The sequence below is a fragment of the Actinoplanes sp. NPDC026619 genome, from assembly GCF_040638295.1.
In the GTDB taxonomy this organism is placed as follows: Bacteria; Actinomycetota; Actinomycetes; order Mycobacteriales; family Micromonosporaceae; genus Actinoplanes.
The window spans coordinates 1-10,146 of record NZ_JBEZYA010000066.1 but is presented as its reverse complement, the minus strand read 5'-3'; the positions used below and the strand labels follow the sequence as shown (position 1 = coordinate 10,146).

The 10,146-nt window shown below is 72.3% G+C and carries 2 protein-coding genes; both read right to left on the bottom strand.

All coding sequences use genetic code 11. From position 1 onward, the window contains the following. On the bottom strand, positions 1-6,695 hold a 6,695-nt coding region (locus tag AB0E90_RS51275), incomplete at its 3' end, for an SDR family NAD(P)-dependent oxidoreductase (protein WP_360421108.1). Between the two features lie 47 nt (positions 6,696-6,742). Beyond that, positions 6,743-10,146, bottom strand: a 3,404-nt coding sequence (locus tag AB0E90_RS51270; RefSeq protein ID WP_360421106.1) for an SDR family NAD(P)-dependent oxidoreductase, incomplete at its 5' end; no start/stop codon positions are given.

The following is a 10,146-nucleotide window of genomic DNA, read 5'->3' as shown; positions in this document are numbered from 1 at the left end:
GGGTGGTGGTGTTCGAGGCTGCGCAGGCCGGCCAGCAGTTCGTCGCGGGTGTGCGCGGTGGTGGCGGCGCGGTGCGGCTGGGGGGTTCGCCGGTTCATCGTGGCGCTGATCCGGGCGATCGGGGTGTCGGCGTGCTCGCTGATATAGGCGTGCAGGTTGTCCGCCTGCTCGGCGAGAGCCTGCTCGGTACGGGCCGAGAGCAGCAGCGTGTAAGGGCCTTCGCCGGTCGCGGTGTCCTCCGGCGCGGCGGGCGCTTGTTCGAGGATGACGTGGGCGTTGGTGCCGCTGATCCCGAACGAGGACACGGCGGCCCGGCGCGGCTGGTCGTCGTCGCCTTCGGGCCAGGGCGCCGGCTCGGTGAGGAGGCTCACCGCCCCGGTGGTCCAGTCCACGTGGGTGGTCGGCGTGTCGGCGTGCAGGGTCTTCGGCAGTGTTTCGTGCCGCATCGCCATCACCATTTTGATCACCCCGGCGATGCCGGCGGCGGCTTGGGTGTGGCCGATGTTGGATTTGATCGAGCCGAGTCGTAGTGGCCGGTCGGTGGGCCGGTTCTGGCCGTAGGTGGCGAGCAGCGCTTGGGCTTCGATGGGGTCGCCGAGGGTGGTGCCGGTGCCGTGGGCCTCGACCGCGTCGATGTCGGCGGGGTTCAGGCCGGCGTTGGCGAGGGCTTGGCGGATGACGCGTTCCTGGGAGGGTCCGTTGGGTGCGGTGAGGCCGTTGCTGGCGCCGTCCTGGTTGACGGCGCTGCCGCGGATGACCGCGAGGATGGGGTGGCCGAGGCGCTGGGCGTCGGAGAGTCGTTCGAGTAGGAGGAGGCCGGCGCCTTCGCCCCAGCCGGTGCCGCCGGTGTCGGTGGAGAAGGCTCGGCAGCGTCCGTCGGGGGAGAGGGCGCGTTGTCGGCTGAAGTCGATGAAGAGGCCGGGGGTGGACATGATGGTGACGCCGCCGGCCAGCGCGTAGTCGCATTCGCCGTTCCGCAGTGCGGAGCCGGCGAGGTGCATGGCGACGAGCGAGGAGGAGCAAGCCGTGTCCACGGTGACGGCCGGACCCTCGAAGCCGAACGTGTACGCGACCCGGCCGGTGGCGATGCTCCCCGCGCTGCCGTTGCCGATGTGGCCGTCGAAGTTCTCCGGGCGGAAGTGCAACCGGCTGCCGTAGTCGTTGTACATCACCCCGGCGAAGACGCCGACCGGCGTACCGCGAAGGTCGTCGGGGTTGATTCCGGCGCGTTCCAGCGTCTCCCAGGTGGTTTCGAGGAGCAGGCGCTGTTGTGGGTCGATGGTCAGGGCCTCGCGGGGGCTGATGCCGAAGAAGTCCGGGTCGAACTGGTCGGCGTGGTGCAGGAATCCGCCGTGGCGGGTGTAGGTCTTGCCGGCGGCTTCGGGGTCGGGGTCGTAGAGGGCGTCGGTGTCCCAGCCGCGGTTGGCGGGGAACTCGGTGATCGCGTCGGTGCCGTTCGCCACCAGGTCCCACAGCGCCTCGGGGGTGTTCGCGTCGCCGGGGTAGCGGCAGGCCATCGCGACGATCGCGATCGGCTCGTCGGTGCTGCCGGTGGTGGCCGCTCTCGGGGCGGTCGCGCCGGCGGCGCCGGCCACGGTCTGATGCAGGTAGGCGGCCAGGCGGTGCGGTGTGGGGTGATCGAAGATCAGGGTGGCGGGCAGGCGCAGCCCGGTGGCGGCGGTGAGCCGGTTGCGTAGTTCGACCGCGGTCAGCGAGTCGAAGCCGAGGTCCTTGAAGGCCCGCTCGGCGTCGACCGTGTCCGGGCCGGTGTGCCCGAGGACGACCGCCACCTGCGCGGACACCAGCTCGAGGAGGGCCTCCTCGGTGCGGTGGCTCATGCCGGTCGTCGCCGGGGCGCCCGGCCGCTGCGGAACCCGTACCAGATCGCGAAGAACGCCGGGCAGCGTGCCCGCGCCGGCCTGTGCGCGCAGCGCCGGCCGGTCGAACCGCACCGGGAGCAGCACCGGCTCCTCCTGGCCCAGCGCGGCGTCGAAGTGCGCGAGCGCCTCCTCGGTGCTCATCGGAGCGATGCCGGCCCGTGCGATCCGGGCCCGGTCCGCCTCGCCGAGCTTGGCGGTGAGGCCGCTCGCCTCCGCCCACAGGCCCCAGGCCAGACTCGTCGCCCGATGCCCGTCGCGACGGCGAGCGTGCGCCAGCGCGTCCAGATAGGCATTGGCGGCCGCGTAGTTGCCCTGCGCCGCCGTGCCCAGAATGCCGGCCATCGACGAGAAGAGGACGAACGCGGCCAGGTCGTGATCGCGGGTGAGCTCGTGCAGATGCCCCGCCGCGGTGGCCTTGGCGTCGAGAACACTCTGGAGCCGGTCGGCGGTAAGCGCGGTGATCGGGGCGTCGTCGGTGACGGCGGCGGCGTGGATGACCGCGGTCAGCGGGTGCCGCTCGTCGATGCCGGCGAGCAGGCCGGCCAGGGCGTCGTGATCGCTGGTGTCGCAGGCGGTGACGACCACCTCGGCGCCGAGGTCGGTGAGGTCCCGCCGTAGTTCGGTGGCGCCGGGCGCGTCGGGTCCGCGGCGGCTGGTCAGCAGGAGGTGGCGGGCGCCGTGCCGGGTGACGAGGTGGCGGGCGAGCACCGCGCCGAGGGCGCCGGTGCCGCCGGTGATGAGGATCGTCCCCTCGGGATCGAGAACGATCTCACCGGCCGGTGTGGCGCGGGCGACCCGGGGGGTGTGGCCGACGCCGTCCCGGAGGGCGATCTGGGGCTCGCCGGTGAGCAGGGCGGCCGGGGCCGCGTCGGCGGAGTTCGTGTCCAGGTCGAGCAGCACGAAGCGGCCCGGATGCTCGGTCTGCGCCGACCGCAGCAGCCCCCATAGCGGCGCGGCCGCCAGATCGATGCGGTCTCCCGGGGCGACGGCCACCGCGCCGTGGGTGCAGAGCACCAGCCGCGAGCCGGCGGTGCTCTCGTCGGCCAGCCAGTCCTGCACCAGACGCAGCACGTCGGCCGGCCGGGAGGCCGGCCCGTCGAGGACGGTCGCGTCGAAGCCCGCCGCCGTCAGGCGTACGGCCAGGTCGGCGTCGCCGGCGATCGCCCAGCGCCCGGCCGGTGTCGCCGGGCTCGGCGGGGGCACCGGAACCCAGTCCAGCCGGAACAGCGAGTCGGCCGCCCGCAGGCCTCCGGCGGGGGCCGTGCGGACCGCCAGGGACCGCACCGAGAGCACCGGCCCGCCCGAGCCGTCGGTGGCGGAAAGGCTTCCGTCGGGCGCCAGGCGCAGCCGCAGCGCGGCGGCGCCGGGCGAGTGCAGCGTGACACCGCCGAACGAGAACGGCAGCCGGAGCTCGTCACCGAGGGCGAGCGGGTGCAGCGCCGCGTCGAGCAGCGCCGGGTGCACGGTGTGCCGGCCGGCCTCGTCGCGGAGCCCGGCGGGGAGAGCGACCTCCGCGTAGACGTCGTCGCCCTGCCGCCAGGCGGCACGCAGGCCCTGGAAGGCAGCGCCGTAGTTCAGTCCCAGATCGGCGAGCCGCGCGTAGAGCGCGTCGAGGTCGATGGGCTCCGCGCCGATCGGCGGCCAGACAATTGCCGCCGCCTCCGCCTCGGTGTCGCCGCCCAGGATGCCGGTAGCGTGCCGGCGCCAGGGATCGTCCTGTTCGTTCACCGAGCGGCTGTGGATGGTCAGCTGGTGCCCGTCGTCCTGCCGGGTGACGGTGAGCTGGATGTCCACGTTCTCGTCCGCCCGCAGCGTCAGGGGCGTCTCCAGCGTCAGCTCCGCCACGGACCGGACGCCCATGCGGTCAGCCGCGTGCAGGGCGAGATCGAGGAACGTCGTTCCGGAGACCGTGACCGCGCCGTGGACGGCATGGTCGGCCAGCCATGGCTGCGTGCGGAGCGAAAGCCGGCCGGTGAGCAGCAGTCCCCGGCCGTCGGCCAGCTCGACGGTCGCGCCGAGCAGCGGATGACCGGTGGAACGCTGCCCCAGGCCACCGGGATCACCGGCATTCACGGGGGCGTCCAGCCAGTAGCGGCGGCGCTGGAACGCGTAGGTGGGCAGCTCCACCCGGCGGCCGCTCCAGGAGGCGAACGGCGACCAGTCCACCGCCAGGCCCGTGGTCCAGGCGCCCGCGACGGCGGCGAGCACGCTCTCGTCCTCCGGCTGGTCCCGGCGCAGGGTGGGAAGCACCCGTCGAGCCGTGTCCGGCCCCGCCGAGGCGTCCAGCGTCTCGTGGACCATCGCCGTCAGCACCGGCGTCGGCCCGAGCTCCACGAACCGGGTTACGCCCTGCTCGTGCAGGTAGGTGATCGCGTCGGAGAACCGAACCGTCGCCCGGACCTGCTCGACCCAGTAATCGGGGGAGCGCAGCTGCTCCTCGGTGGCCGGCCGGCCGGTGACGTCCGAGATGACCGGCAACCGCGGCGCCTCGAACGTCAACCCCGCCGCGACCCGGCGGAACTCGTCGAGCATGGCGTCCAGGTGGTGCGAGTGGAAGGCATGGCTGACGTTCAGACGGCGCGTCTTGTGGCCCAGCTTCGCGAAGCTGCCGGCCAGCTCGGTGACGATCTCGGCGTCACCGGAGAGCACGGTCGCGGTGGGGCCGTTCACCGCGGCGATCCCCACGCCGCGATGGCCGTCGAGCACCGCGCGGACCTCGTCCTCGCCGGCCTGAACGGCCAGCATCGCACCCGGCGTCCGGATCTCCTGCATGAGACGGCCGCGTGCGGCCACCAGGGCGGCGGCGTCGGAAATCGAGAAGACACCGGCCGCGTACGCCGCCGCGAGCTCACCGATGGAGTGACCCACGAGGTACGCGGGACGCCAGCCGCACCGCTCCAGCAGGCGGTAGAGGGCGACCTCCAGGGTGAACAGCGCCGGCTGCGTGTACTCCGTCTGCCGCAGCGGTTCCGGATCGTCGCCGAACATGACCGCACGCAGCGGCCGGTCGAGGTGCGGGTCGAACGCCGCGCACAACTCGTCGACGGCGGCCGCGAAGGTCGGAACCCGGTGGTAGAGGTCGCGGCCCATTCCGGGCCGCTGCGAGCCCTGTCCACTGAAGAGGAAAGCCCAGGCGCCCGGCTCCTGAACGGTGCCGCGCACCACCCCCGGGTGGTCGGCCCCGGCGGCGAGCGCTTCCAGGGCGGCCGTGGGTGCCAGACCGCCGGACGGGAGGACGGCTGCCCGGTACGCGAATGCGCGGCCCGCGGCGAGGGCGCCGCCGACTTCGGTCGGATCCGTGGTGAGGGAGTCGCCGGCCCAGTCGCGCAGCCGCCCGGCCCGGCCGCGCAACGCCGCCTCGGTGTGACCCGAGAGCAGCCACGGAATGCGTCCGCCCACTTCCGGCGCGGGCTCCGCGGACGGGGTGACCGGCGGCGCCTGCTCGAGGATCAGGTGTGAGTTGGTGCCGCTGATGCCGAACGACGAGATCGCGGCACGGCGCGGCCGTTCTCCGGCGGTCCACGGCTGCTCCTCGTTCAGCAGGCGCATCGGGGCCGATGCCCAGTCCAGGTGCGGGGTCGGGGTGGCGGCGTGCAGGGTGCGGGGCAGCACGCCGTGACGCAGGGCCATGACCATCTTGATGACGCCGGCCACGCCCGCGGCGGCCTGGGTGTGGCCGATGTTCGACTTGATCGAGCCGAGCCACAGCGGCATCTGCGGGTCCCGGCGCTTGCCGTAGACGGCGAGCAACGCCTGCGCTTCGATCGGGTCGCCGAGGGTGGTGCCGGTGCCGTGCGCCTCGACGGCGTCGATGTCGGCCGGGGTCAGGCCGGCGGCGGTCAGGGCCGCGCGGATGACCCGCTGCTGCGACGGCCCGTTGGGCGCGGTCAGCTGGCTGGACGCGCCGTCCTGGTTGACCGCGCTGCCGCGGATGACGGCGAGGATCGGGTGACCGTTGCGCTGAGCGTCCGACAGACGCTCCAGCAGCACCAGCCCGGCGCCCTCCGACCAGGCGGCCCCGTCGGCGTCGGCCGAGAAGGAGCGGCAGCGACCGTCCGGCGAGAGCCCGCGCTGCCTGCTGAACTCCACGAAGCTGTTCGGCGACGCCATCACCGACACGCCGCCGGCCAGCGCCAGGTCGCTCTCGCCCTGGCGGAGGGCCTGGCAGGCCAAGTGCATCGAGACCAGCGAGGAGGAGCAGGCGGTGTCGACCGTGACCGCGGGGCCCTCGAAACCGAACGTGTAGGCCAGCCGGCCCGAGGCGATGCTCGGCGCGCTCCCGCTCAACAGGTATCCCTCGAAGCCCTCCGGCGACGACGGCAGCCGGGAGGCGTAGTCGTTGTACATCACCCCGGCGAATACGCCGACCGGCGTACCGCGAAGGTCGTCGGGGTTGATTCCGGCGCGTTCCAGCGTCTCCCAGGCGGTTTCGAGGAGCAGGCGCTGTTGTGGGTCGATGGCGAGGGCCTCGCGGGGGCTGATCCCGAAGAAGTCCGGGTCGAACTCGTCGGCGTGGTGCAGGAATCCGCCGTGGCGGGTGTAGGTCCGGCCCGTCGCATCCGGGTCGGGATCGTAGAGGGCGTCGGTGTCCCAGCCGCGATTCGTGGGGAACTCGGTGATCGCGTCCGCACCGTCCGCCACCAGTTTCCACAGGGCTTCGGGGGAGTCGGCGTCGCCGGGGAAACGGCAGGCCATCGAGACCACCGCAATCGGTTCCCGGCTTCCCGACTCGACCTCCTGAAGGCGGCGGCGCGTCTCGTGCAGGTCCGCGGTGACCCGCTTGAGGTATTCGCGAAGCTTGTCTTCGTTCGCCATGCGAGATCGTTCCCTCTCCATCCGGCCGGGTCCGTCGTTGCTGGTCATCAGTGGCTGCCGAGTTCGCTGTCGATGAAGTCGAAGATCTCGTCGTCCGACGCCGACGTCAGCTTGTCGGCGACGCTGCCGCCCGATTCCTCGTCCGGGCCGGCCCCGGGCCTGGCGTCCAGCCGGGCCAGCAGGTCACGCAGCCGCAGCGACAGTTCGTGGCGGGTGTCGTCGTCGGCGGCCAGGGCGTCGAACCCGGCGGCCAGCCGATCGATGTCCGCGAGGACCGCATGCGCGGCCGCCGGCGCGAGTTCCGCTCGCAGGTAGGCGGCCACCGCACGGGGATTCGGCTGGTCGAAGAGGAGCACCGCCGGCAGTCGCAGCCCGACCGCGGCGCTCAGGCGGTTGCGCAGCTCGACCGCGGTCAGCGAGTCGAAGCCGGCGTCGAAGAAGCCCCGGTCCGGGTCGACGGTCGCCGCCCCGGTGTGCCCGAGCACCTCGGCCACCTGGCCGCGCACCAGGTCCAGCAGGGCCTCCTGCTGCTCGGGCTCGCTCAATCCGGTCAGCCGGCCGGCCCAGGCCGGACCGGCGCCGTTGCGGGCGGGCGGCGGCGTGGCCCGGGTGAGGTTGCGCAGAACCGGGTGGAGGGTGCCGTTCCTGGCGTGGTTGTTGAGGGTGGGCTGGTGCAGGTGGGCGGCGATCAGGGTGGGCCGGTCGCCGGCGAGGGCGGCATCGAGGAGCGCGAGCGCGTGCTCGGAGGTCATCGGGGCGATGCCGTTGGTGGTCAGCCGGTTGCGGTTGGTGGCGTCGAGGTGGGCGGTCATGCCGGTGGCCTGTTCCCAGAGGCCCCACACGACATTGGTGGTCGGTCGGTCGCGATGGTGGGCCAGGGCGTCCAGGAACGCGTTGGCGGCGGCGTAGTTGGCCTGCCCCGGGGTGCCGAGGGTGCCGGCGAGCGAGCTGTAGGTGATGAACGCGGCGAGGTCGTGCTCGCGGGTGAGCTCGTGCAGGTGCCAGGCGGTGTCGGCCTTCGCGGTCAGGACCTGGTGGAGTTGGGTGGGGGTGAGGGTGGTGATGGTGGCGTCGTCGAGGGTGGCGGCGGTGTGGACGACGGCGGTGAGGTTGTCGATGCCGCCGATCAGCCGGGCGAGGGCGTCGCGGTTGCTGGTGTCGCAGGCGGTGATGGTCACGTCGGCGCCGAGGTCGGTGAGTTCGTGGTGGAGTTCGGTGGTGCCGGGTGTGTCGGGTCCGCGCCGGCTGACCAGTAGTAGGTGGCGGGCGTGGTGGTGGGTGATGAGGTGGCGGGCGAGGAGTGCGCCGAGGGTGCCGGTGCCGCCGGTGATGAGGATCGTGCCGTCGGGGTCGAACGCGTTGCGGTCGGTGGTGGTGGTGGGGGCGGCCCGGTTGAGCCGGGGGACGTGAACGGCGCCGTTGCGGATGGCGATCTGGGGTTCGCCGGTGGTGATCAGGTGGTGGCCGGTGTCGTCGGTGTCGACCAGGGTGATCCGGTCGGGGTTCTCGGTCTGGGCGGTGCGGATGAGTCCCCAGATGGGTGCGGCGGCGAGGTCGATGGTGTCGGTGTCGTGGACGGCGACGGCGTGCCGGGTGTGCACGATGATCGGGAGTTCGGTGGTGGTGAGCAGGGCTTGGATTTGACCGAGGATGGTTTCCAGGTTGGTGTGGGCTTCGGCGATGGGGTTGTCGTCGGTGCTGGTCGGTACGGTGATCAGGACGCCGGTGATGTCCGGTGGCAGGTGGTCGGTGTCGCTTGCCGGGGTGAGGTCGAGTCCCGTGATGGCTGGGCCGAGGAGGGCCCAGCGCCGGTCGATGGCGGGGGCGGCCGCCGCGCTGGTGTGCTGCCAGTCGAGTTGGTAAAGGCTGCCCTGGCCGCCGCCGGGCCGCGTCAGCCGGTCGGTCGCGAGCGGGCGGATCGCCAGCGACTCGATGGTGACGACCGGGTTGCCGCTGGTGTCGGTGGCGTGGATGGCGAACTCGGTGCCGGTGCCGCGCAGGTGGACGCGTAGCCGGGTGGCGCCGGTCTGGTGCAGGGTGATTCCGCTCCAGCTGAAGGGCAGGTGGACCGGGTCGTGGTCGGCGATCGGGTGCAGGGCGGCGTCGAGCAGGGCGGGGTGGATGCCGAATCGGCCGGGTTCGCCGGGTAGTTCGATCTCGGCGTAGGTGTCGTCGCCGGTGCGCCAGGCCACGGTGAGTCCGCGGAAGGTGGGTCCGTAGCCGAGGCCGATGGTGTTCAGTCGCTCGTAGAGGCCGTCGACGTCGACCGGGGTCGCGCCGGCCGGGGGCCAGGTCGCCTGTCCGGTCGGGATCGTCGTGGCATTGCGGCTGACGCTGCCGGTGGCGTGGCGGGTCCACGGCTCGTCGATGCCGGAAACCCGGGAGTGGACGGTGAAGGTGTGCCCGCCCTCCGGTCCCGGCCGGGTCGCGAGCTGAAGGTCGATCGCGCCTCGCTCGGGCAGGGCCAGCGGCGCTTCCAGGGTGAGTTCCTCGACCCGGTCGCAGCCCAGGTGGCGGGCGGCGTGCAGGGCCATGTCGAGGAACGCGGTGCCCGGCAGCAGCGGGAGCCCGTTGACGGTGTGGTCCTCGATCCAGGCATGGGTCGTGATCGAGAACGTGCCGGTGAACAGGGCGCCGCGATCATCGGGGAGGTCGATGGTGGTGTGCAACAGCGGGTGGCCGTCGTCCGTCTGGGCGTTGCCGGCGGCGGGGGCCGTGAGCCAGTAGCGCTGGTGCTGGAAGGGGTAGGTGGGCAGGTCGATCAGGTGGGCGGTGGTGGGCCAGGTGGGCCGGTGGCCGGCGGTGTGGGCGTTGGCGAGTGCGGTGTTGAAGGTGTGTTGGTCGCCGTGGTCTCGGGTCAGGGAGCCGATGGTGGTGGGGTTGTCGAGGGTTTCCTGGATGGGTGTGGTGAGGATCGGGTGCGGGCTGCATTCGATGTATGTGGTGTGGCCGTGTTCGTGCAGGGTGCGCAGTGTTTCGGCGAGTTGGACGGGGCGGCGCAAATTTTCGTACCAGTAATGGTTGTCGAGGGTTGTGGTGTTGTGGGGTTGGGTGGTGACGGTGCTGTAGAAGGGGATGTTCGCGGCGCTGGGTGTGGTGCCGGCCAAGGTGGTCAGCAGGGTGTCTTTGATGGCTTCGATGGCGGGGCTGTGTGAGGCGTAGTCGACTTTGATTTTGCGGGCGCGGATGTCCGGGCAGTGTTGGAGGAGGTGGTCGATGTCGTCGTCGGGTCCGGCGATGACGGTGTTGTGGGGGCTGTTGGTGGCGGCGATGGTGAGTCGGCCGGCATATGGCGCGAGGAGTTCCTGGGTGGTGTCGGGGTCGGTGGCGAGGTTGAGCATGGTGCCGGTGCCGGTCAGCGTGGCCAAGGCCTGGGTGCGTTGGGTGGTGATGTGGGCGGCTTGGTCGAGGGTGAGTGCGCCGGCGATGTGGGCGGCGGTGATTTCGCCTT